Source organism: Roseomonas sp. SRI_022 (assembly GCF_057586215.1).
The window spans coordinates 11,961-32,738 of record NZ_JBYCZL010000023.1; the positions used below are offsets into that span (position 1 = coordinate 11,961).

The 20,778-nt window shown below is 70.7% G+C and carries 19 protein-coding genes; 6 read left to right on the forward strand and 13 right to left on the reverse strand.

What is annotated here, in order from left to right; translation table 11 throughout:
* The first annotated feature begins 19 nt into the window (after positions 1-19).
* Positions 20-1,768, forward strand: a complete 1,749-nt coding sequence (locus tag AC2YHJ_RS20355; protein WP_487397980.1) for an ABC transporter ATP-binding protein — start codon at positions 20-22, stop codon at positions 1,766-1,768.
* Between the two features lie 84 nt (positions 1,769-1,852).
* On the opposite strand, the gene AC2YHJ_RS20360 is transcribed toward AC2YHJ_RS20355, so the two are convergent.
* Together AC2YHJ_RS20360 and AC2YHJ_RS20365 are read right to left on the reverse strand one after the other, a co-directional pair.
* Complete coding sequence (locus AC2YHJ_RS20360) at positions 1,853-2,152, reverse strand: hypothetical protein (protein ID WP_487397981.1); 300 nt, start codon at positions 2,150-2,152, stop codon at positions 1,853-1,855.
* Positions 2,153-2,216: 64 nt separating this feature from the next.
* Complete coding sequence (locus tag AC2YHJ_RS20365; protein ID WP_487397983.1) at positions 2,217-2,456, reverse strand: phage baseplate assembly protein V; 240 nt, start codon at positions 2,454-2,456, stop codon at positions 2,217-2,219.
* Between the two features lie 360 nt (positions 2,457-2,816).
* Here AC2YHJ_RS20365 and AC2YHJ_RS20370 point away from each other — a divergent pair, with 360 nt between their 5' ends.
* Positions 2,817-4,013, forward strand: a complete 1,197-nt coding sequence (locus AC2YHJ_RS20370) for a hypothetical protein (protein ID WP_487397984.1) — start codon at positions 2,817-2,819, stop codon at positions 4,011-4,013.
* A gap of 274 nt (positions 4,014-4,287) precedes the next feature.
* On the opposite strand, the gene AC2YHJ_RS20375 is transcribed toward AC2YHJ_RS20370, so the two are convergent.
* Positions 4,288-5,265 (reverse strand): Bug family tripartite tricarboxylate transporter substrate binding protein, encoded by a 978-nt coding sequence (locus tag AC2YHJ_RS20375; RefSeq protein ID WP_487397985.1) that lies wholly within the window; start codon positions 5,263-5,265, stop codon positions 4,288-4,290.
* Positions 5,266-5,514: 249 nt separating this feature from the next.
* Between AC2YHJ_RS20375 and AC2YHJ_RS20380 the strand changes: the two genes are divergently transcribed.
* The gene (locus AC2YHJ_RS20380) at positions 5,515-6,552 is read left to right on the forward strand and encodes an NAD/NADP octopine/nopaline dehydrogenase family protein (protein WP_487397986.1); all 1,038 of its coding nucleotides are present in this window, start codon (positions 5,515-5,517) and stop codon (positions 6,550-6,552) included.
* 165 nt (positions 6,553-6,717) lie between these two features.
* Here the strand turns inward: AC2YHJ_RS20380 and AC2YHJ_RS20385 are convergent, their stop codons facing one another.
* Positions 6,718-7,695 (reverse strand): Bug family tripartite tricarboxylate transporter substrate binding protein, encoded by a 978-nt coding sequence (locus AC2YHJ_RS20385; protein ID WP_487397987.1) that lies wholly within the window; start codon positions 7,693-7,695, stop codon positions 6,718-6,720.
* 420 nt (positions 7,696-8,115) lie between these two features.
* Between AC2YHJ_RS20385 and AC2YHJ_RS20390 the strand changes: the two genes are divergently transcribed.
* Positions 8,116-9,045: a lysophospholipid acyltransferase family protein gene (locus AC2YHJ_RS20390; RefSeq protein ID WP_487397988.1), complete on the forward strand. Its 930-nt coding sequence runs from the start codon at positions 8,116-8,118 to the stop codon at positions 9,043-9,045.
* Here AC2YHJ_RS20390 and AC2YHJ_RS20395 read toward each other — a convergent pair.
* The 8 genes from AC2YHJ_RS20395 to AC2YHJ_RS20430 form a co-directional block, all read right to left on the reverse strand.
* Complete coding sequence (locus tag AC2YHJ_RS20395; RefSeq protein WP_487397989.1) at positions 9,039-9,971, reverse strand: 2-hydroxyacid dehydrogenase; 933 nt, start codon at positions 9,969-9,971, stop codon at positions 9,039-9,041. The two genes, AC2YHJ_RS20390 and AC2YHJ_RS20395, sit on opposite strands and share 7 nt — an antisense overlap.
* On the reverse strand, positions 9,971-10,438 hold the full coding sequence (locus AC2YHJ_RS20400; protein WP_487397991.1) for a hypothetical protein: 468 nt from the start codon (positions 10,436-10,438) through the stop codon (positions 9,971-9,973). Before AC2YHJ_RS20400 ends, AC2YHJ_RS20395 begins: the two co-directional genes overlap by 1 nt.
* Positions 10,435-12,042 carry an ABC transporter ATP-binding protein gene (locus AC2YHJ_RS20405; protein WP_487397993.1) on the reverse strand — a complete coding sequence of 536 codons (1,608 nt, stop codon included), beginning with the start codon at positions 12,040-12,042 and terminating at the stop codon, positions 10,435-10,437. The genes AC2YHJ_RS20400 and AC2YHJ_RS20405 overlap by 4 nt, the downstream gene beginning before the upstream one ends.
* Positions 12,042-13,076, reverse strand: coding sequence for an ABC transporter permease (locus tag AC2YHJ_RS20410; RefSeq protein WP_487397994.1), 1,035 nt, complete (start codon positions 13,074-13,076; stop codon positions 12,042-12,044). The genes AC2YHJ_RS20405 and AC2YHJ_RS20410 overlap by 1 nt, the downstream gene beginning before the upstream one ends.
* A gap of 295 nt (positions 13,077-13,371) precedes the next feature.
* Positions 13,372-14,493 carry a microcin C ABC transporter permease YejB gene (locus AC2YHJ_RS20415; protein ID WP_487397996.1) on the reverse strand — a complete coding sequence of 374 codons (1,122 nt, stop codon included), beginning with the start codon at positions 14,491-14,493 and terminating at the stop codon, positions 13,372-13,374.
* Positions 14,494-14,505: 12 nt separating this feature from the next.
* Positions 14,506-16,380 (reverse strand): extracellular solute-binding protein, encoded by a 1,875-nt coding sequence (locus AC2YHJ_RS20420; protein ID WP_487397997.1) that lies wholly within the window; start codon positions 16,378-16,380, stop codon positions 14,506-14,508.
* Between the two features lie 46 nt (positions 16,381-16,426).
* Entirely contained in the window at positions 16,427-17,209 is a 783-nt protein-coding gene (gene hisN / locus AC2YHJ_RS20425) for a histidinol-phosphatase (protein WP_487397998.1), read from the reverse strand.
* Positions 17,210-17,478: 269 nt separating this feature from the next.
* On the reverse strand, positions 17,479-18,015 hold the full coding sequence (locus tag AC2YHJ_RS20430; protein ID WP_487397999.1) for a c-type cytochrome: 537 nt from the start codon (positions 18,013-18,015) through the stop codon (positions 17,479-17,481).
* 136 nt (positions 18,016-18,151) lie between these two features.
* On the opposite strand from AC2YHJ_RS20430, the gene AC2YHJ_RS20435 reads away from it, so the two are divergent.
* The gene (locus AC2YHJ_RS20435) at positions 18,152-18,895 is read left to right on the forward strand and encodes a 3-deoxy-manno-octulosonate cytidylyltransferase (RefSeq protein WP_487398001.1); all 744 of its coding nucleotides are present in this window, start codon (positions 18,152-18,154) and stop codon (positions 18,893-18,895) included.
* Positions 18,896-19,063: 168 nt separating this feature from the next.
* Positions 19,064-19,921 (forward strand): prephenate dehydratase, encoded by an 858-nt coding sequence (locus AC2YHJ_RS20440; RefSeq protein WP_487398002.1) that lies wholly within the window; start codon positions 19,064-19,066, stop codon positions 19,919-19,921.
* 203 nt (positions 19,922-20,124) lie between these two features.
* On the opposite strand, the gene AC2YHJ_RS20445 is transcribed toward AC2YHJ_RS20440, so the two are convergent.
* Entirely contained in the window at positions 20,125-20,766 is a 642-nt protein-coding gene (locus AC2YHJ_RS20445) for a hypothetical protein (RefSeq protein WP_487398004.1), read from the reverse strand.
* Between the last annotated feature and the right edge of the window lie 12 nt (positions 20,767-20,778).

The following is a 20,778-nucleotide window of genomic DNA, read 5'->3' on the forward strand; positions in this document are numbered from 1 at the left end:
TCCGGGCTATCCCGCCGCCATGGCCACAGCCCTCGACACCTCCGCCCGCGCCCTGCTGCTCCGACTCTGGCGCGGCCATGTCGCGGGGCACCGGCGCGGCATCCTGATCGCGCTCGCCTGCACCTTCGGCGTCGCCGCGACCACCGCGCTCTATCCGGTGGTGATCCAGCAATCCTTCGACCGCTTCACCACCGGCCAGCATGACTGGCTGTGGCTGGTGCCGGTGGTCATCATCGTCGTCACCTCGCTCAAGGCCGCGGCGCAGTTCGGCCAGTCGGTGGCGATCCAGGCGGTGGTGCTGCGGGTGATCGAGGGGCTGCAGAACGACCTGTTTCGCGCGCTGACCCGCGCCGACCTCGCCACCGTGGCGCGTGACGCGCCGGCGCGCCACGCCGCGCGCTTCACCACCGACGCCGCGCTGATCCGCGAGGCGCTGACCAAGTCGATCAACGCGGTGGCCGATGCGCTGACGGTGATCGGGCTGGTGGCCTCGATGGTGTATCTCGACTGGCAGATGTCGTTGGTCGGCGGGCTGCTCTACCCGATCGCGGTGCTGCCGATCCTTAAGCTCGGCAAGCGCATCCGCCGTGCCTCGGGCGGCATGCAGGAACGGGTGGGCGAGGCGGCGGCGGCGCTGACCGAATCCTTCGGCGCCGCCCGCGTGGTGCGCGCCTATCGCCTGGAAGCGGCTGAGGAATCGCGCGCTGCCGGGCTGTTCGCACGGCTGCGGGAAAGCCTCTACGGCATCGCCCGCACCCGCGCCTCGCTCGACCCGATGCTCGAGGCGCTGGGCGGCTTCGCCGTCGCCGCCGTGCTCGCCTTCGTCGGCTGGCGGGTTTCGACCGGGTCGGGGACGCTCGGCGAGTTCACCGGCTTCGTCGCGGCACTGCTGATCGCATCCCGCCCCGTGCGCGCGCTGGGGTCGCTGAATGCAGCCTTGCAGGAGGGGTTGGCGGGGCTCGGGCGCGTCTATGGCGTGATCGACGTGCCGCGTAGGATCGCCGATGCGCCTGCCGCCACGCCACTGCCGCCGGGCCATGGGCGCATCGCTTTCGAGGATGTCGGCTTCACCTATGACGGCGTGCCCGACGCGGCGCTGTCCGGCCTGACATTCACGGCCGAGCCCGGCCAGACCATCGCGCTGGTCGGTCCGTCGGGTGCCGGCAAATCCACGGCCATCGCGCTGGTGCCGCGCCTGTATGACGCGACCGAGGGCGCCGTGCTGATCGACGGTGCCGATCTGCGCGGTGTGACGCTCGCCTCCCTGCGCGACGCCATCGCCTATGTCGGGCAGGAGGCGACGATCTTCGACGACACCGCGCTCGCCAACATCGCCTGCGGCCACCCCGGCGCGACGCGCGCGGAGGTCGAGGACGCCGCCCGCGCGGCCGCCGCGCACGACTTCATCGCCGCACTGCCGCAGGGCTACGACACGGTGCTCGGCCCCGGCGGGTCGCGGCTGTCGGGCGGCCAGCGGCAGCGCGTCTCGCTGGCGCGCGCGCTGCTGCGCAACCCGCGCATCCTGCTGCTGGACGAGGCGACCAGCGCGCTCGATGCCGAGAACGAGGCGCTGGTGCAGCAGGCGCTGGCACGGCTGCGGGCCGGGCGCACCACGCTGGTCATCGCGCATCGCCTGGCGACGGTGCGCGACGCCGACCGCATCGTGGTCATGGACAAGGGCGGTGCCGTCGAACAGGGCAGCCACGCCGCTCTGATGGAGCAGGACGGGCTCTATGCCCGGCTGGTGCGGACGCAGGCGTTTGGGTGAGGGATCCTTCGGCCTCACGCACTGGCGGTGGCTGACGGTCGGGATGCGTCCGATCCGCTGTTCGTCGCCCCTGCGGCGGCACGATCAGCGCTGCGGCATCGGACGCCCGCCGATCTGCGGCTGCACCCACACGCCCATCGGCGGCGCATAGCCCGGCGGCTGGCTGATCGTCGGATCAGGCGGGCACATCGGCCGCATCACGCCGCAATCCCACACGAAACGATCAGGCCGGCCGGTCAACTGTCCGCCGCGTTCGAAGCGGCATTCGCACAGCTTGCCAGCCATGCAGGCGGCCTGCCCCTCGTTCTCGGCCGAGCAGGCGGGCGGGGGCTGCGCCCATGCCGGAAGGGCGGCCAGGGTCAGCATCGCGGCGATCCATCGCATGGCGCCAGCCTGCGCCCGCAGGGATTGCCGATCCGTTGCCGCCGCGCCGTTGGTCGCGCGTGTGCTACTGCGGCAGGGTGCCCATCACCACGGGCCGGGATGGATCGCCGCCCTCGTACATCACCCAGACGGAGTCACCGACCGAAGGCGGCGCCGCGGCTGGCATGCCGAGCGCCCGGCACGGCAACGCCCAGCCCGCGTCCGAATCGCCGGTCACAGCCGGCACGCGCACCTGCACGCGTCCCCTCGCCATCGGATCCAGGTTGTTGATGCAGATGCCGCGAAAGATGCCGTAGAAATTCATGCCGATGCCTCCATCCGCCCCGGCGCCAGCATGGCACGGCCGGGGGCGCGCATGCAGCGCGACCTGCGACGCTTGACGCAGCGCAACGCAGGCGGTCTACCTGACGGCCAGCGGGCGGTGCGGCCCGCTGCCGGCCTCCTGCCCCTGACCCGGGGTCGCCGGCCGGGATGCTGACGGCGTCCTGCCCCCGATGACCGCGGCATCGACCGCGACGACCCGGGCTGCCGGCAGGCGCCTCCGTGACGCGATGACGGGCCTCGCCCGCTGTGGTGAGGACCGGACCCGCGGCGCGGGCCGAACCAGGCCTTCGCCGACGCGCGGCCCCTCGCGCGCCGGACAACGCGTTGCGAGGCTTTCGCCATGCCGCTTGGAGATACCGACCCCGATCCCGGCTCCGCCGCCTTCGTCCGCCTGGTGGGCGGCCGCGCCTGGTCGAGCCGCATCGCCACCCTCGCCCAACGCACGCAGTCCGGCCCGCTGTCGGGCCGCGCCGCGCAGCAGCGTCACGCCCTGGAATTCGCCCTCGCCCGCGCCGCCGATCCGCGCGCCGCGGCCAGGCCTGCCGCGGCCGAACGCCGCGTGCTGGCCTTCGCGCAGGATGCGGTGCGCCTTGCGCGCGCCCTGCCCGCCGGCCCGCGCGCCCGCCTGCGCGCCTTGCTGGCCGCACGCCTGACCGGCGACGCCACGTTGATCCCGCTGTGGCACCTGCTGCGCAGCGCCGCGCTGTATCGCGAACGCGGCTTCGCGGTGGAATTCGCCGGCCTTGCCGAAGGCGCGCCATACGACCTGCGCATCACGCGCGCCGGCATGGTGGCCGAGGTCGCCTGCGAGACCGTCTCGGCCGAGGATGGCCGCCCGGTCCATCGTGGCGACTGGTGCGCGCTGGTCGATCGCGTGCATCCCGAATTGCAGACCTGGCTCGCCGCGCATCCTGGCCGCTACCTGCTGAAGGTGACGCTGCCCGAGGGCCTGTCCGGCCCGGACCAGGCGGCCGGTCTGCAATCGCGTATCATGGCGCTGCTCGCCGCGCAGAAGCGCCAGGACAGCAGCGCCGATGCGGTGCTGAAGCTCGATCCGCTGGTGCTGGCCGGCGCCCAGGCCGGCTCCGCCCTGCCGCAGCATCTGCGCGCGCAGTTCGGGCCGGAGGCGCACCTCGCCGTCACCGGCGATGCCTCTGGCGGGTCCGTCTTCGTCATGGCCGCGCGCGCCGGGCGGGAGAATGCGGTGGCCGACACCGTCGCGACCCGCATGCGGCAAAGCGCCGAGGCGCGGCTGACAGGCGCTGCGCCTGGCATCCTGTCGGTCTTCGTGGAGGACATCGACCGCGCCGAGTGGCGGTCCCTGCGCGAGACGCTGAAGCTGGAAGGCGCGGTGCGGCGTTTCCTGACCGAGGCGGTGGCACGGCGCGTGGTCGCGGCGGCCTGCGCGTCGCGGATGGAGATGTTCGGCATGGCGCCGCCCGATGCGGCGGCGGATGGCGAACTGCGCTTCCGCAACCCCGGGCATCCGGCGGGGAAGGCGCAGGCGCTGGCGCCGGCGGTGACGTCGGTGGGGTGAAAGCCGGAGAAGGGCTTTGCCCCTCTCCGGACCTCACCCCACCAAAGGCCGAGAGGCCTTTGGAAACCGTCATCTGGCGTTAGGCGGGGCAGGAACTCTGCAGGGGCAATGCATGCGTCGCGCGCGGCGCCTGGAATTCCTTCCGGGCGCCGTGCCGGGAGCGCGCTGCCTCCTGTCGGTGAGGCAGTCCCGCGCCCTGCACCAAGTCCCGGCGGTCCAGGGTGCACTGCACCCTGGCGGGGTGGCATGGAGGGGCAGCGCCCCTCCAATCTTCTCAATCAATCCGCGCCCCGCTCGCCCGCACGATCTCGGCATGCCGGCGGATCTCGACTTCCAGGAACTGCGCGGCGCGCTGCCGCGTCCCGCCCCACAGCGTCAGCCCGCTGCCTTCCAGGCGCTGCTTACCCTCGGGGTCGGCGATCACCTCGTTCACCAGCGCGTTGAGCCGGTTGATGATCGGCTCGGGCGTGCCTTTCGGCGCCATGATCATGAACCAGGTCCCGAAGGTCAGGCCCGCCATGCCGAGCTCGGCCGTGGTCGGCACATCCGGCAGTTGCGCCGCCCGCCCTTCATCGAGCATGGCCAGCGGAATCACCTCCCCGGCGCGGACCTGCGGCATGGCGCCGGTGACCAGGTTGAACATCGCCTGGATTCGGTTGGACAGCAGGTCCGTCACCGCCGGCGCCGGCCCGGAATAGGGCACGTGCTGCATGTCGGTGCCGGTCATCTGGCGATACAGCTCACCGGCCAGATGCATGGAGGACCCGTTGCCGGTCGAACCGAAATTGACCTTCCCTGGATTGGCACGGGCGTAGGCGGTGAATTCCGCCAGCGTGCGCGGCCCGAGCGCGCGGTTCACCACCAGGATGTTCGGCACGTTGCCGACCAGCACGACGGGGTCGAAGTCGCGCACCGGGTTGAAGGACAGGTCGCGGTAAAGGGCCGGATTGGTGGCGAGCGTTCCCGCCCAGCCCCACAGGAAGGTATAACCATCGGGCGTGCTGCGCGCGGCGTAGGTGGCGCCGACATTGCCATTCGCCCCGGCGCGGTTCTCCACCACGATGCGCTGCGGCAACCGCTTGTCGAGTTCCTGCGTCAGGATGCGCGCGACGGTGTCCGCCGTGCCCGCGCCACCGAGCGTCGGCACGACCAGCCGCACCGGCCGGTCGGGCCAAGGGGCTGCCTGCGCCTGGGCCGCGCGGGGCGCGAGCGCGGCGAGCGGGGCGGCAAGAAGCGGTCGGCGGTTCATCATGGGTCTGGTCCTGGTTGGCGCGCCGCAAGGCTGCGGCGGGCCGTGTCGGTGCGGTTGATGGCACCGAGCCTTGCCGATGGCCTCGTCATCGGCAAGGCCAAGGATGCCGTCGCACTGGTCCGGCTTGGCGGGTGTGAGCGGAACGATGGCCTTCATGCCAGGCCGGCTGCGAGACCCGGGCCCCGCAGCCTGTTGCGCCGCCGCCCGGGCCGGGCGAGGGTCCCGCCCTTCACGGAAAAGGGGCATGCGATGCGTTTGGCAATCCTGGGTGCCGGGGCGATCGGCCCGGCCTGTGCGGCGCTCGCCGTCAGCCGCGGTCATGCGGCGACGCTGTGGTCGCCCTCGGGCGCCGGCACGCGCGGCCTGGACGGCGTGCTGCATGCCGAGGGCGTGCTGGAAGGCACCTTCCCCGTCACCGTCGCGACGACGCTGGCGGACGCCTTCGCCGGCGCCGATGCCGTGCTGCTGACGGTGCCGGCCTATGCGCTGCCCGGGCTGCTGCCGCGCATCGCCTCGGCGATCCCGAAATCATTGCCGCTGCTGATCGCGCCGGCGGCCTCGCTCGCGCCACTGGCCTTCGCTCGGCTGCGTGGGCCGGGGGCACCGGTGGGCGCCATGGCGACCACGCCGGTCACCGGGCGCCGCACGGCGCCGGACCGCGTGCGCGTCGCCGCGATCCGCGCGGCAGCCGAGATGGGCGCGCTGCCTGGCGCCGCGGCACCTCAGATGGCGGCCCTGGCCGAGACGCTGTTCGGCAATCGCTGGCCGACCGTGCCGGACGCGCTGGCCGCCGCCTTCATCAACAACAATCCGATCGTCCATGCCGCGCTGGCGCTCGGCAATGTCACGCGCATCGAGAAGCAGGAATCCTGGGGCCAGTACGGGCTGATGACGCCGGCGATCTGCCGGCTGATGGAAACGCTGGGGGCTGAACGCGACGCACTCGCCGAGCGCTTCGGCCATCGCCCGCCGAGCATCGCCGAGGCCCTGCACCGCACCAACGGCGTGCCGCGCGGCCCGCTGCACGAGATGACGGCGGCGATCGAACGCGGCCGCGGCTTCATCGCCGGGCCGACCGACATGGCGACGCGCTACGTCACCGAGGACGTGCCCTTCGGCCTCGCCTTCTACCTCGCCATCGCGGCGGCGGTCGGCCAACCCATGCCGGTCACGGAAAGCACGATCGCGGTGTTGGAAACGTTGTGGGGGCAGGGGCTGCGGGACAACCCCCTGCTGGACGGGCTCGATCTCGGAAACCTGCCGGAAACGCTTGCGCGACCCGGCTGATCGCACCGGATTTGGAGGGGCGTTGCCCCTCCAAGCCTCCCCACCAGGGGCCAACGGGCCCCTGGACCGCGGGAATCTGGCGTCGGGCGCCAAAGGACGGCTTTCCAAATGACACTGTCATTTGGCGGGGTGGTTTGGAGGGGCAGCGCCCCTCCAACGCGAGATTCAATCCAGACTGATGTTGAGCGGCGCGACCACGCGCTGCCAGCGCGCCAAGTCGTCCCGCATCATCGCCCCGAATGCGGCCGGATCGGTGACCGCCGGCGTCACGCCGAGCCCATCCAGCCTCTCCCGCAGCGCGCCTTCCGTCATCGCCTTGGCGAAGGCCTGCTGCCAATGGGCGATCGCCGCGGGCGGTGTGCCCGCGCGCACCGAAAGTCCGGTCCAGATGCTCGCGGTGAAGCCGGGCACCGCAGCCTCGGTCAGGGTCGGCACATCGGGCAGCGAGGGAAAGCGCTGCGCGCCTGTCGTCGCCACCACTTTCAGCGCCCCGCCCGTGAAGCCGAGCACCGAGGGCACCGAGACGAACATCAGCGCAATGCGCCCGGCCAGCAGGTCGTTGAAGGCCGCCGCCGCGCCGCGATAGGGCACGTGCTCGACATTCAGCCGCTCGCGCGCCTTCAGGTCCTCCATGATCAGGTGCGTGTTGGTGCCGATCCCCGTGGAGGCATAGGGCAGCGGCGTCGGGCTGCTGCGCGCGAGCGCCATCAGCGACCCCGCATCGGCCACCGGCAGGCCCGGCCCCGCCAGCAGCGCCACCGGGCTGTCCAGCAACTGCATGACGGGGGCAAGGTCGGTGTCGGGGTCATAGGGCATGCGCCGCCCGATCGCCTTGGGAATGGTCGTCTGCCCGGCGGTCGCGAGCAGCAGGGACAGGCCATCGGCGGGGCCGCGCGCCACGGCCTCCCCGCCCAGGATGCCGCCGGCGCCGGCGCGGTTCTCCACCACCATCTGCTGGCCGGTGCCGACCAGGATGGCCTGGGCGAACAGCCGGCCCAGCACATCCTGTGACCCGCCGGGCGCGAAGGGGACAACGAGGCGCACCGGCCGGTCCGGCGTCCAGCCCGGCGCGGCACCGCCTTGAGCGCGGGCCAGGGCCGGCAAGGCGAGGCTGCCGAGCAGCGCGCGGCGAAGGATCGGCATCCGAAGGTCTCCCGTGTGCGTGCGAAGCATCGCCAACCGTGATGAGGCGCGCAGGCCAGGATAGGCCGCCTGCCCGCCCGATGCCACGCACCCGGCCGCCAGCGCGAGACGCGACCGCGACCCATCGGCGCATGGGGCGAATCCAAACCGAGCGGATGCACGGCGTCCAAGGCCACCTATCGGCCCGATGCCCCGCATCGGGCCGCGAGCGCGAAGCGCGACCGCGCCCAGACCGCCAGTAGCCGCCAATGCGGCAGTGCACGGCGCGAAGGCAAGCCGGCCGGATGGCCGGCGCCCGCCGCCTGAGGGCACTGCAAACGCTCAAGGCGGCCGCGCTTCGCAGCCGCCTTGGATGGATTCATGCGACTGCCGCCAAGGCTTCATTGCCCCGCCATGATGGGCGCGCTACCTCGGCGGCCTATGGAAGCCGTCGCACGCGCCCCTGAAGAAGCCCTGAAGCCCCGCCGGCTGCTGCGGCGATCCCCGCTGAACTTCCAGCCCTGGATCCCCGGCGCCGCCTGGGCGGACGTGATGGAACCGCGCCCGCTCGGCGGCCGGTTCCGCGCGGTGCGCCGGATTGCCACCGCGCTCGCCTGGACGATGGTCGCGGTGCCGATCCAGGCGGTGCTGATCCGCCTGTCCACGCGCGGAGCGATGTCCTTCGCGCGGACCTACCACGCGGTGCTGTGCCGGGTGATCGGGCTGAAGGTGCAGGTGGTTGGCCAGCCCTCGGCCTCGCCGTCGGTGCTGTATGTGTCGAACCATTCCTCCTGGCTCGACATCCTGGTGCTCGGTTCGGTGCTGCAGGCCTGCTTCGTCTCCAAGGCCGAGGTCGGGCAGTGGCCCATCGCCGGCACCATCGCCCGGCTCGGCCGCACGGTCTTCGTCAGCCGCAGGCGCAGTGGCACCAGCAAGGAAGCGGAGGAAATCCAGCAGCGCCTGGTCAGTGGCGACAGCATCATCCTGTTCCCGGAAGGCACGTCCAATGATGGGACGCGGGTGCTGCCCTTCCGGTCCTCCTTCCTGTCGGTGGCGCAGGACGCGAAGCAGCTGCAGCCGGTCTCGCTGGTCTATGACCGGCTGGGCGGGCTGCCGGCCTGCCGGCGCGACCGGCCCTTCTTCGCCTGGTATGGCGACATGGACCTGGCGACGCATTTCTGGCGCATCGCGCGGCGGTCCGGCGCCCGGGCGACGGTGTTGCTGCACAATCCCGCGGACCCGGCCGACTTCCCCGACCGCAAGGCCCTGACCGCGGCGACCAGCGATGTGGTCGCCGAGGGCGCCGCCCTGCTGCGGCAGAACCGCCCGGTCGTGCCGCTGGCCCTGCGGCCCGAACGCCCGGTTCAGTAGCCGGCGGAAAAATCCACCAGGTTGATCAGCGGCTGGCCCGAACGCGCGCGGTGGATGTTCTCCACCACCTGCGGCGCGGCGCTCGACGGAATGGTGATGGACGCCGCATGCGGCGTCAGGATGACCTTGGGATGCGCCCAGAAGGGGCTGTCCTGCGGCAGGGGCTCGGGTTCGAAGACATCGAGCGCCGCACCCGCGAGATGCCCCGAATCGAGCGCCGCCAGCACATCCGCCGCGACCTGGTGCCCGCCGCGCGCGGAATTGAGCAGATAACCGCCCGGCTTCATCGCGCCCAGCAGTCGCGCATCGATCACGCCGCGCGTCTCGGGCGTCAGCGGCAGCAGGCAGACCAGCATGTCGGATTTCGCCGCCATGGCCAGCAGCCCGTCTTCACCATGGAAGGTCTCGATGCCCGCGACGGTCTTCGGCCGGCGCGACCAGCCCATCACCGGGAAGCCCAGCGCTATCAGCGCGCGCGCCGCATCGCCGCCCAGTTCACCCAGGCCGAGGATGCCGATGCGCCGCGCCGAGGTCTCGGGTGCCGGTAGTTCGTGCCAGACCTTGCGCGCCTGCTGGTCGCGATACTCGAAATCCTGCCGATGGAAGCGCAGCACGTTCAGCAGCACCCATTCGGTCATGCCCTGGGTCAGCCGCGTATCGACCAGACGCGCCACCGGCACGCCTGGCGGCGGCCCGGGCGGGCGGAACAGGTGATCGACGCCCGCGCCCATGGACACGATGACGCGCAGCTTCGGATACCGGCGCAGCTCCATCATGTCATGCGCGGTCCAGACCACGGCGGCCTCGATCTCCCCTGGCGCGCCGACATCGGGGAACAGCCGCACGTCCAGCGACGGATCGACGGCAAGCAGCGCCGCCTTCCAATCCGCCATCGTGTGCGCCTTGGTGGACAGCAGAACGGCCATCAGCCTTGCCTCTTCAGTTCGGTGTCGATCGCGGTCGCGAAATCCCGCCAGGAATCGCGCCGCGTCGCCGCGCGATCCGTCCCGTCGGGCATCTTGGCGTAGAGACTCAGGATCCCCTGCGTCCACAGCGCGTCGAAATGCGCCGGCGATTGCAGGGCATAGGCTGCGGAGCGGTCGAACACGCCGTCCTTCACCTTCGGCATCACCCTGGTGAACCACCACCAGCAGCCGAGGCCGAGCACGATGGTCCCGGCCCAGGCGCCGCCCTGCTGGATGCCGATCCATTCCAGGGGCGCGCCACCCCATTTCAGCGCGACGACGGAGGCGAGCAGCACGATCCCCGGCGGCCAGACATTCTCCAAGGACCGGTACACCGGCGAACCCGGCATGTTCATCCTGCGGATATGCACGCCGAGCTTGACGTGCCCGGCATCCATCAGCGCCTTCAGCGTTTCGAGTTCGTTCAATTCCGCAGCCCCGGTGCGGCCTCCGCCCGCAGATCGAAGGCGGCGGCCATCAGGGCGCGGGTGTAGGCTTCCCGCGGGGCGGCGACAACCTGGGCGGCCTCGCCCTCCTCGACCACCTTGCCGTCCTTCAGCACGATGATCCGATGCGCCATGGCGCGGACCACGCGCAGATCGTGGGAGATGAACAGGTAGGCGAGGTGGTGCTTCGCCTGCAGGTCGCGCAGCAATTCCACCACCTGCGCCTGCACGCTGACATCGAGCGCGCTGGTCGGTTCGTCCAGCACCAGGAAGCGCGGCTTCAGCACCAGCGCGCGGGCGATGGCGATGCGCTGGCGCTGCCCACCGGAGAATTCATGCGGGTAACGCTCGGCCATCTCGGGCTGCAAGCCGACTTCCTCAAGCGCTGTCGCGACCGTCTTCGCGCGCTGCGCGCCGGTCAGGCCAGGTTCGTGGACGGCCAGGCCCTCGCCGACGATCTCGTTGACGCTCATGCGCGGGGACAGCGCGCCGAAGGGGTCCTGGAAGACGATCTGCATGCGCCGGCGCAGCGGCCGCAGCGCGCCGCGATCGAGGCTCTGGATCGACGCACCCTCGAAGCGGATCGCGCCCTCGCTCTGTTCCAGCCGCAGCATGGCGAGGCCGAGCGTGGTCTTGCCCGAGCCGGATTCGCCGACGAGGCCGACCGTCTCGCCTTCCCGCACGCCGAAGGTCACGCCATCCACCGCGCGCACCTCCGCCACCACGCGGCGCAGCAGCCCGCGGCGGATCGGGAAGCGGACCTTGATCGCATCGCCATGCATGACCTCGGCCGCACCTTCCGCGACAGGCGCGGGCTGGCCGCGCGGTTCCGTCGCCAGCAGCATGCGGGTGTAGTCGTGCTGCGGGGCGGCGAAGACGGTCGCGACCGCGCCCTGTTCGACCGCGCGCCCGTCCTTCATCACCACCACGCGGTCGGCGTGCTTCTTCACGATGTTCAGGTCGTGGGTGATCAGCAGCAGCGCCATGCCGAGTTCGCGCTTCAGGCTCTCGAGCAGTTCCAGGATCTGCGCCTGGATCGTCACGTCGAGCGCGGTGGTCGGTTCATCCGCGATCAGCAGCTTCGGATCGTTGGCAAGTGCCGCCGCGATCATCACGCGCTGGCGTTGGCCACCGGACAATTGGTGCGGATAGGCGCCGAGGCGGTCCTCCGCCTTCGGGAAGCCCGCGCGGCGCAGCAATTCGATGACGCGCACGCGCAGTGCGTCACCGGCCAGCGGCTGGTGCAACGTGATCGCCTCGGCGACCTGGCGTTCCACCGTGTGCAGCGGGTTCAGTGAGGTCATCGGTTCCTGGAACACCATCCCCGCCACACCGCCGCGCAGGCGACGCAGCTCGGCTTCCGGCGCGCCCAGCACATCCGTGCCGTCGAGCGTGATGCGCCCTTCCGGATTCGCGCCGGCGACCGGCAGCAGCCGCAGGCAGGACAGCGCCGTGACCGACTTGCCCGAGCCGGATTCGCCGACCAGCGCGACGGTCTCGCCGCGCTCGACGGCGAAGGACACGCCCTGCACCACGCGCTTGCCGCGGAACGCGACGGAAAGGCTGTCCACCGTGAGCAGCGCCATCAGCGGGACCCTCCGGGCAACTTGCGCGGATCGAAGGCGTCGCGCACCGCCTCCCCCACGAAGATCAGTAGCGTCAGCATCCCGCCCAGCACCACGAAGCCCGTCATCGCGAGCCACGGCGCGGTCAGGTTGTTCTTGCCCTGGTTCACCAGTTCCCCGAGCGACGGCGAGCCCGGCGGCAGGCCGAAGCCGAGGAAGTCGAGGCTCGCCAGCACCGTGACCGAACCGGACAGCACGAAGGGCAGGAAGGTCAGCGTCGCGACCATCGCATTCGGCAGGATGTGGCGGAACATCACCACCGCATCGGACACGCCGAGCGCCTTGGCCGCGCGCACATAGTCGAAATTGCGTCCGCGCAGGAATTCCGCCCGCACCACGCCCGTCAGCCCCATCCAGGAGAACAGCAGCAGGAAGACCAGCAGCACCCAGAAGGTCGGCTCGATCACCGATGCCAGGATGATCAGCAGGTAGAGCTGCGGCATGCCCGACCAGATCTCGATGAAGCGCTGGAACAGCAGGTCCGTCAGCCCGCCATAGAAGCCCTGCACCGCCCCGGCCGCGATGCCGACGACCGAGGAGACGATCGTCAGCGTGAAGCCGAACAGTACCGATATGCGGAAGCCGTAGATCACCCGCGCCAGCACGTCCCGCGCCTGGTCATCCGTGCCGAGCCAGTTCCGCGCGCTCGGCGGGGAGGGCGCCGGCGTGCCGAGGTCACGCACCACCGTGCGATACGAATACGGCACCAGCGGCCAGACCATCCAGCCGCCCTTGGCCGCGAATTCCTCCTGGAAGCCACGATCATGCCAATCGGCCAGCGTCGGCAGGCCATCCTCGATCAGGTCGCTCTCGGCATAGTCGGCGAGCACCGGCACGAACCAGCGCCCATCAACCTTCGCGACCAGCGGCCGGTCATTGGCGATGAACTCCGCGAACAAGGTCACGAAGAACAGGAAGCCGAAGATGACCAGCGAGACGTAGCCGCGGCGGTTCGCACGGAAATTCGCGAGGCGGCGGCGGGTGATGGGGGTCATGGTGCCGTCCCCCAGTGAGGGGCTTTGCCCCTCCCCGGACCCCACCCCACCAAAGGCCAGCGGGCCTTTGGAATGCGGGGAATTGGCGTCGGGCGGCAGCGTCGAGCCGCCATCAAGCGGTGCACGGCGGGCACGATGCCAAGAATAGATACGGGACGACGGGCGCCACGCGCCCGCCGACACGCCGGAGTAACCGCCGCGCCCAGCGCCAAGATCCAGGTTTCCAAAGGCCTTAAGCCTTTGGTGGGGGAGGCTTGGAGGGGGCAACGCCCCCTCCAACGACGCGCGTCCCCCATCACCGCCGCGCCTCGAAATCGATCCGCGGGTCCACCAGCGTGTAGGTGAAGTCGCCGACGATCTGCATCACCAGTCCGAGCAGCGTGAAGATGTACAGCGTCGCGAACATCACCGGGTAATCGCGCCGGATCGCGCTCTCGAAGCCCAGCAGGCCGAGGCCGTCGAGCGAGAACACGATTTCCGTCAGCAGTGCGCCTGTGAACAGGATACCGATGAAGGCGGCGGGGAAGCCGGCGATGATCAGCAGCATCGCGTTGCGGAAGATGTGGCCGTAGAGGATGCGGCCTTCGGGATTGCCCTTGGCGCGCGCGGTGACGGTGTATTGCTTGCCGATCTCGTCGAGGAAGGCGTTCTTCGTCAGCATGGTCAGCCCGGCGAAGCCGCCGATCACCAGGGTCAGCGTCGGCAGCACCATGTGCCAGGCGTAATCCAGGGCGCGTTGTCCGAAGGGCAGCATATCGGCGCCGGGGCTCGACAATCCGCGCAACGGGAACCACTGGAAGAAGGATCCACCGGCAAAGAAGACCACCAGCAGGATGGCGAAGAGGAAGCCCGGGATCGCATAGCCCACCAGCACGACGCCTGATGTCGCGACATCGAAGCGCGATCCGTCCCGCACCGCCTTGCGGATGCCGAGCGGGATCGAGACGAGATAGATGATCAGCGTGGACCACAGGCCGAGGCTGATGGAGACGGGCATCTTCTCGAGGATGAGGTCCACCACCGGCCGGTCGCGGAACAGCGACCGCCCGAAATCGAGCGTCAGGTAGCCCTTCATCATTTCGTAGAAGCGCGTGCTCGCCGGCTTGTCGAAGCCGAAGGCGCGCTCGATCTCGGCGACGATGGCGGGGTCGAGGCCGCGCGCGCCGCGATAATTGCCGACCGGCCCGGCGCCGCCGCTGCCACCGCCGCGCTGTTCGGCGGCATTGGGTCCACGAACCTCGCCGCCGCCCTCGCCGGTGATGCGGCCGAGCGTCGATTGCCCCTCCCCGCGCAGCTCGGCGAGCATCTGTTCGACCGGCCCGCCGGGGGCGAACTGCACGACGGCGAAGTTGATGATGATGATGCCGAGCAGCGTCGGGATCACCAGCAGCAGTCGCCGGATCAGATAGGCGCCCATCCTAGCCGCGCGTCACAGGCTGCGGCGCGCTTCGGACAGCGCGCGGTCGCGCGCCGGGTCGATCCACCAGGCGTTGGGGAAGGCGAGGCCATAGCGGGGGTTGCGGTCCGGCCGGCCAAACTTGTCCCAGAAGGCGATGCGGAAGGCCGGCAGGTGCCATTGCGGGATGACGAAGTTGTGGTGCAACAGCACGCGGTCCAGCGCGCGGGTCCGCGCGACCAGCTCCTCATAGTTCGGCGCGCCGATCACGAGTTCCACCAATTCGTCGATCGCCGGGTCGGCAATGCCCGGCACGTTCTGGCTGCCATTCTCGGCCGCCTTGGCGCTGCTGAAATAGTCGCGCTGCTCATTACCAGGCGAAAAGCCCTGGCCCATCGAATCGACCGTCATGTCGAAGTCGAAGGCATCGATGCGCACCTGGTACTGCGCGGGATCGACGGTGCGCACGCGCGCCGTGATGCCGAGCCGTTCCAGCCATTGCACATAGGGCAGGGCGATGCGTTCGAAGGTCGCGCCCTGCAACAGGATCTCGAATTCGAAGGGGCGTCCCTGCGCATTCACCAGGCGGCGGTCGCGCACGGTCCAGCCGGCCTCGCGCAGCAGGGCCAGCGCACGGCGTGCGCCGTCACGGTTGTTGCCGCTGCCATCGGTGACCGGCAGCTTGTATTCATCGGTGAAGACGGTCGCGGGAATGCGGCCGCGGAAGCCTTCGAGGATCGCCTTCTCGCGCCCGTCGGGCAGGCCGCGCGAAGCGAAGTCGGAATTGGAGAAGAACGACGTGTTCCGCACATAGGCGCCGTAGAACAGGTTCGCGTTCATCCATTCGAAGTCGAAGACCTCGATCAGGGCGCGGCGCACGCGGGCATCCTGGAACAGCGGGCGACGCAGGTTCACTGCGAAGGATTGCATACCCGTCGGGATCTCGTGGCGGATCTCCTCCTTCTTCACGAGGCCGCGGCGCACGGCGGGGAAATCGTAGCCGGTCGCCCAGTCGCGCGCGACATTCTCGCTGCGGAAGTCGATCTGGCCGGCCTTGAACGCCTCGAAGGCCACGGTCGTGTCGCGGAAATACTCGTAGCGCAGCGTCTCGATGTTGTTCAGCCCGCGCCGCACGCCAAGGTCGCGCGCCCAGTAGTCATCGACGCGGCGATAGACGGCGCTGCGGTTCGGCTCGAAGCGTTCCAGCTTGTACGGCCCCGACCCGAGCGGGACATCGAGCGAAGGGCGCGCGAAGTCGCGCCCTTCCCAGTAGTGTTTCGGCAGCACCGGCATGTCGCCGAGGATCTGCGCGAGTTCGCGGTTGTCGGCGTCCTTGAAGCGGAAGGTGGCGCGGCGCGAGCCCTCGGCCACCACCTCGGTCACGTCACCCCAATAGGCGCGGAAGAAGGGGCGGCCCTGGCTGCGCAGGATGTTGAAGGTGAAGACGACGTCCTCGGCGGTGACGGGGCGGCCATCGTGCCAGCGGGCGGCCTCGCGCAGTTCGAAGGACACGCCCTTGCGGTCGGCAGGGAGTTCCACCGTCCCGGCCAGCAGGCCGTATTCGGCGGTCGCCTCGTCCGGGTTGCTGGCCATCAGCGTGTCGTAGATCGACCCGATGCCGATATCCGGCGTGCCGCGCAGGATGTAGGGGTTGAAGCTGTCGAAGGAACCGAGCCGGGTGAGCACCACCTCCCCGCCCTTCACCGCATTCGGATTGGCCCAGGGCCAATGCGGGAAGTCGGCGGGCAGGGCGGGCGGGGCCAGCAGCGACAGCGCATGGGTGCGCACAACCTCCCCCGGCCTGTCGCCCCCGGCCGGGACCACGGCGCCGGCCGCGCGCGGCAGGACGGTCAGGGGCGCGGGAAGGGCGGCAATGGCGCCAAGCGCCAGGAGGCTGCGACGATTCATCCCCGCAAGATGCGGGTTCCACCCCCGCGCGGCAACGTCCCTGCGCTTACCGATCGGTGAGGAGGCCGACCGCCTCCTCCAGCAGGGCGGGATCGCCGACCGCGAGGATGCGGCCATCTGATTCGGCCGTCAGGGTTTCGCCGCGCCAGCCGGTGACCCGGCCCCCGGCGCCCTCGACCACCGGGACCAGGGCGGCCCAGTCCCAGATCTTCATGGTGCATTCGGCGACGATATCGACCAGGCCGAGCGCCATCAGCCCGTAGGAGTAGCAGTCCCCGCCCCAGGTCACGCGCCGCGCGGCGCCGCGCAGCCGCTCGAAGCCCGGCCGGTCGGCGGGGGTGAACATGTCGGGGCTGGTGCAGGACAATTCGGCATCGCCGACCACCGCGCAGGGCCGGCATCCCGCATCGCCGCCCATCGGGGCACGGAAGCGGGTCTTGCGCCCCTTCACGCCCACCCAGCGTTCCCCGGTCACCGGCTGGTCGATGATGCCGAGCACCGGTTCGCCGCGATGCAGCAGCCCGATCAGGCTGCCGAACAGCGGCCGGCCGGTGACGAAGGCGCGGGTGCCGTCGATCGGGTCCACCACCCAGACCCATTCCGCATCGGGGCGGTCGGCGCCGTGTTCCTCCCCGATCACGCCATGGTCGGGGAAGCGTTCGGCGATCAGGGCGCGAATCGCTTCCTCGGCTTCCTTGTCGGCGCGGGTGACAGGGCTCGCATCCCCCTTCGCCTCGACGAGCAGGGAGGAGCGGAACAGCGGCCGGATGACCGCCCCGGCCGCATCGGCCGCGTCTTCCGCAGCCGTGATGAATGGGTAGCGGATCATGCGGGAATCTCCGGTCGGCGTCCGGCCGCGGGGCTGCAATCCGCCGTCCCGGCCCTGCGCAGGGCGCCAGGGCGCAGCAGCCCCGGAAAGGCGTCAACCCAAGGGATCGCGGCCCCGCCGCGATCCGCGAGCGCGAAGCGCGACCGCGCCCAGGCCATCAGCCGCGCCCAGCGCGCCAGTACCCGGCGCGAGCGACAAGCACGCGGATGCGTGCGCTGGCGTCTGAGGTCAAACGAAGGCTCAAGCGGACCATTGCATGGTCCGCTTCATCAGGGCGCCGGCGCGTTCGGCGAGATCGACCGCAGATAGGCGATCAGGTTCGCGCGCTGCTGGGTGTTGTTCAGCCCCGCGAAGGACATCCGGTTGCCCGGGGCATAGCCGCGCGGGCTGTGGATCCAGGCGTTCAGCTCCTCATAGGTCCAGGGCTTGTCGGCCATGCCGCGGATCGCCTGGGAGTAGTTGAAGCCTTCCGCATGGGCGTGCTTCGCGCCCACGATGCCGTAGAGGTTCGGCCCGACGCCGGCGCGCCCGCCCTCATTGAAGGAATGGCAGGATGCGCACTGCCGCTGCGCCACCTGCTGGCCGGCCGCGACATCGGCATTGGCGAGTAGCGGCGTGATCGGATCGAGCGCGGGGGCCGCGGCCGCAGCCGGCGCGGCAGTCGCCTCACCGGGGACGGTCATCGCGGCATGGTGCGGCATGGTCGGATGAACCAGCTGCCGGCCGATCACACCGGCGACGCCGAAGGTGATGCCGGCGGTCAGCACCGCCGCAACGATCTTGTTGCCTTCGAGGTTGGTCGCCATGCCGATCCGGGCCCTTCGTGTCACATCGCAGAGGGGCCGGCGCCGCGGCGCGTTTGCGCCCCCCGCCAGCCTTGCCTAAAACGCGCCGGACCATAGTGCCCGAGTTTCCGCCAGACAAGCAGCCGGAGCCGCCTTCTTGCGCCCAATCGTCGTGATTCCGGCCCGCATGGCGGCGACCCGCCTGCCGGGCAAGCCGCTGGCCGACATTCTCGGCCGGCCGATGATCGCCCATGTGCTCGACCGCGCGCGCGAAGCCGGCATCGGCCCGGTCGCCGTCGCCGCCGGGGAGGCCGAGATCGCCGACGCCGCCCGCGCCGCAGGCGCCGAGGCCGTGCTGGTCACCGAGGACGTCCCCTCCGGCACCGACCGCGTGCAGCGTGCGATGGCCGCCCTCGACCCGGAAGGCCGTTACGATGTCGTGGTGAACCTGCAGGGCGACTTCCCGACCATCGCGCCCGAGACGCTGCGCGCCGTGCTCGATCCGCTCGCCGATCCGCGCGTCGATATCGGCACGCTGGTCTGCCCGATCGCGGATGAGGAGGAGGCCAATACATCCTCCTTCGTCAAATGCGCCTGCGCCTTCGAAGGCGAGGCCCGCGTCGCCCCCGCGCTGTATTTCTCCCGCCTGCCGATCCCCTGGGGGGATGGGCCGCGCTGGCACCATATCGGTGTCTATGCCTTCCGCCGCGCCGCGCTCGACCGTTTCGTGGCACTGCCGGCGAGCCCGCTGGAACGACGCGAGAAGCTCGAGCAGCTGCGCGCGCTGGAAGCGGGCATGCGCATCGACGCCGCCCGCGTCGATCATGGTCCCTTCGGCGTCGATACGCCGCATGATCTGGAACGCGCCCGCAGTCTTTTGGCGCCGCACGGTCATGAATGACCGCGCCCCTCAGACGGCGGGCGCCGCACATCCGTGCGGCTTGCCTTCGCGCCCCGCACTGTCGCTCCGGCGGCCATTGTCGGTTTGGGCGCGGTCGCGCTGTGCGCTCCCGGCCCGAGGCACGACCTCGGGCCGTCTTCGATCGTCCCCCAGGTTGAGCAGGATCCCATGACCGCCAACACCATCGCCTTCCAGGGCCTGCCGGGCGCCTATTCCGACCTCGCCTGCCGTGCCGCCTACCCGGGCTGGTCCACCCTGCCCTCCCCGTCCTTCGAGGCCGCGATGGTCGCGCTGCGCGAAGGCCGCTGCGAGCTCGCCATGCTGCCCTGCGAGAACTCCCTCGCCGGGCGTGTGCCCGACATCCACCGCCTGCTGCCCGATTCCGGCCTGTTCGTCGTCGGCGAGCATTTCCAGCGCGTCGAGCATTGCCTGCTCGCCCCCAAGGGCGCGACCGTCGCCACGCTGAAGCGCGCCCACAGCCATCCGGTGGCACTCGGCCAGGTGCTACGCCTGCTGAAGGAGATGAAGCTGCAGGCAGTGATCGAGGCCGACACCGCCGGCGCCGCCCATCTGGTCGCCGAGCGCGGCGGGGTCGAGGACGCCGCCATCGCCTCGGAACTCGCCGCCGAGATCTACGGCCTCGACGTGCTGAAGCGGAACGTCGAGGACGAGGAGCACAACACCACGCGCTTCTACGTCATGTCGCGCGATCGGCTGTATCCGCCGGTCGCCGCGCCGAACACCGTCACCACCTTCGTCTTCCGCGTCCGCTCGGTCCCCGCCGCGCTCTACAAGGCGCTCGGCGGCTTCGCGACCAACGGCGTCAACATGACGAAGCTGGAATCCTACATGGTCGGCGGACGCTTCTCCGCGACGCAGTTCCTCTGCGACGTGGACGGCCACCCGGACAGCCCAGCGCTGCAACACGCCTTCGAGGAACTGGCGTTCTTCACCAAGGAATTCCGCATCCTCGGGGCATATCCGGCGCATCCGTACCGGCTGGAACAGGCGGCGTCGGGGGACTGATCGTCCTTGGAGGGGCGCTGCCCCTCCAAACCACCCCGCCAAATGACAGTGTCATTTGGAATGCCGGCACCTGGCGCCGCGCCCAACGGCGCGGCCATTATGGCCCGCGGCCGAGGTGCCCAACGCCAAGTCAAGGTTTCCAAAGGCCTTAAGCCTTTGGTGGGGTGAGGTCCGGAGAGGGGCAAGGCCCCTCTCCGCGCGCGCTACCCGCGCCGCCCCGCCCGCGCTGGCCCGCTGCCGCCCACGCGCCCCGCGTCGAAGCCCAGGAACCCCGCCTCCGGCCGTGGCGCCCCGCCGTCATTGGCGAACAGCCGCGGCCGCGTGACCGGGGCCGGCCCGCGCGGCCCGCCACCACCACCCAGCGCCGCCGCCGCCGCCCGGGCCGAACGCTCGGCCTCCGCGGCCGCAGCGCGGTCGCGCGCGGTACGCTGCGCCGGGCTCAGCGAGGCCTCGGGCGGAACCTGCGGCGCGCGCGCGCCGCCACGGGCAGACAGCAGGAAGAACAGGATCTCGTTGCGCCCCTGATCGACCGCCGCGTCGATCGCGGACAGGCCGAGCACGTTGCGTTCCTCGAGGCTCGCGCCGCGATTCACGGCGTCGCGCGCCGCCGGCAGGTCGCCGCGGTTGATCGCGTCGAACAGCGCGGCGGTGGGGGAAAGGTTGGCGTTGGGGTCGCCCGGGATCGGCTCGATCGCGCGGCGCGCAGAAATACCCGGCAAGGCCGGCGGCTGCGGGCGCGGCGCGGAGCGGGCCGGATCCGGCGGCGGGCCGGAGAACTGAGCCAGGGCCGGGCCATCCGGCAGCAGCGTCAGCGCGATGGGCGCCAGCAGGAGGATGCGTCGCATGGCGCCGGTTTA

Coding starts and splice junctions, on each gene's coding strand:
- AC2YHJ_RS20355 (WP_487397980.1), top strand. CDS start 20: ATGGCCACAGCCCTCGACACCTCCGCCCGCGCCCTGCTGCTCCGACTC.
- AC2YHJ_RS20360 (WP_487397981.1), bottom strand. CDS start 2,152: ATGCGATGGATCGCCGCGATGCTGACCCTGGCCGCCCTTCCGGCATGG.
- AC2YHJ_RS20365 (WP_487397983.1), bottom strand. CDS start 2,456: ATGAATTTCTACGGCATCTTTCGCGGCATCTGCATCAACAACCTGGAT.
- AC2YHJ_RS20370 (WP_487397984.1), top strand. CDS start 2,817: ATGCCGCTTGGAGATACCGACCCCGATCCCGGCTCCGCCGCCTTCGTC.
- AC2YHJ_RS20375 (WP_487397985.1), bottom strand. CDS start 5,265: ATGATGAACCGCCGACCGCTTCTTGCCGCCCCGCTCGCCGCGCTCGCG.
- AC2YHJ_RS20380 (WP_487397986.1), top strand. CDS start 5,515: ATGCGTTTGGCAATCCTGGGTGCCGGGGCGATCGGCCCGGCCTGTGCG.
- AC2YHJ_RS20385 (WP_487397987.1), bottom strand. CDS start 7,695: ATGCCGATCCTTCGCCGCGCGCTGCTCGGCAGCCTCGCCTTGCCGGCC.
- AC2YHJ_RS20390 (WP_487397988.1), top strand. CDS start 8,116: ATGGAAGCCGTCGCACGCGCCCCTGAAGAAGCCCTGAAGCCCCGCCGG.
- AC2YHJ_RS20395 (WP_487397989.1), bottom strand. CDS start 9,971: ATGGCCGTTCTGCTGTCCACCAAGGCGCACACGATGGCGGATTGGAAG.
- AC2YHJ_RS20405 (WP_487397993.1), bottom strand. CDS start 12,042: ATGGCGCTGCTCACGGTGGACAGCCTTTCCGTCGCGTTCCGCGGCAAG.
- AC2YHJ_RS20410 (WP_487397994.1), bottom strand. CDS start 13,076: ATGACCCCCATCACCCGCCGCCGCCTCGCGAATTTCCGTGCGAACCGC.
- AC2YHJ_RS20415 (WP_487397996.1), bottom strand. CDS start 14,493: ATGGGCGCCTATCTGATCCGGCGACTGCTGCTGGTGATCCCGACGCTG.
- AC2YHJ_RS20420 (WP_487397997.1), bottom strand. CDS start 16,380: ATGAATCGTCGCAGCCTCCTGGCGCTTGGCGCCATTGCCGCCCTTCCC.
- hisN (WP_487397998.1), bottom strand. CDS start 17,209: ATGATCCGCTACCCATTCATCACGGCTGCGGAAGACGCGGCCGATGCG.
- AC2YHJ_RS20430 (WP_487397999.1), bottom strand. CDS start 18,015: ATGGCGACCAACCTCGAAGGCAACAAGATCGTTGCGGCGGTGCTGACC.
- AC2YHJ_RS20440 (WP_487398002.1), top strand. CDS start 19,064: ATGACCGCCAACACCATCGCCTTCCAGGGCCTGCCGGGCGCCTATTCC.
- AC2YHJ_RS20445 (WP_487398004.1), bottom strand. CDS start 20,766: ATGCGACGCATCCTCCTGCTGGCGCCCATCGCGCTGACGCTGCTGCCG.